The sequence below is a fragment of the Clavibacter lycopersici genome, from assembly GCF_003576405.1.
In the GTDB taxonomy this organism is placed as follows: Bacteria; Actinomycetota; Actinomycetes; order Actinomycetales; family Microbacteriaceae; genus Clavibacter; species Clavibacter lycopersici.
This window is the reverse complement of record NZ_QWGT01000555.1, coordinates 1-446: the sequence shown is the minus strand read 5'-3', so window position 1 is coordinate 446 and position 446 is coordinate 1. Positions and strand designations below refer to the sequence as shown.

The following is a 446-nucleotide window of genomic DNA, read 5'->3' as shown; positions in this document are numbered from 1 at the left end:
GTCCCGTCGCGTCCTGACCGCGCGTGAACCCACAGACAAGGACGCCGAACATGAGTCCGAGCATCCCGCTCGTCCGCCGCGGCAGCTCCGTCGCCTCGCACGCCAGCCTCACCGAGCGCCTCTTCTCGTCCTCCGGCGACCGCCGCATGGCGCGCAGCATCGACGACGGCCTCGCGCTCGTCGAGGAGCAGCTGCTCCGCGAGGTGCGGTTCGCCGACGACGTGGCCGACGTCACCACGCGCTACCTGCTCGACGCGGGCGGCAAGCGCGTGCGCCCGATGCTCGCGCTCCTCATCGCGCAGCTCGGCGAGGGCAACACGCAGCAGGTGGTCGACGCGGCCGTCGCCATCGAGATCACGCACCTCGCGTCGCTGTACCACGACGACGTCATGGACGAGGCGGACATGCGCCGCGGCGTCCCGAGCGCGCAGGCCGTGTGGGGCAAC

The 446-nt window shown here is 72.2% G+C and carries 1 protein-coding gene; it reads left to right on the top strand.

The window, feature by feature from the left end; all coding sequences use genetic code 11:
• Nucleotides 1-50: 50 nt before the first annotated feature.
• Nucleotides 51-446, top strand: a 396-nt coding sequence (locus DZG00_RS16505; protein WP_199689854.1) for a polyprenyl synthetase family protein, incomplete at its 3' end; no start/stop codon positions are given.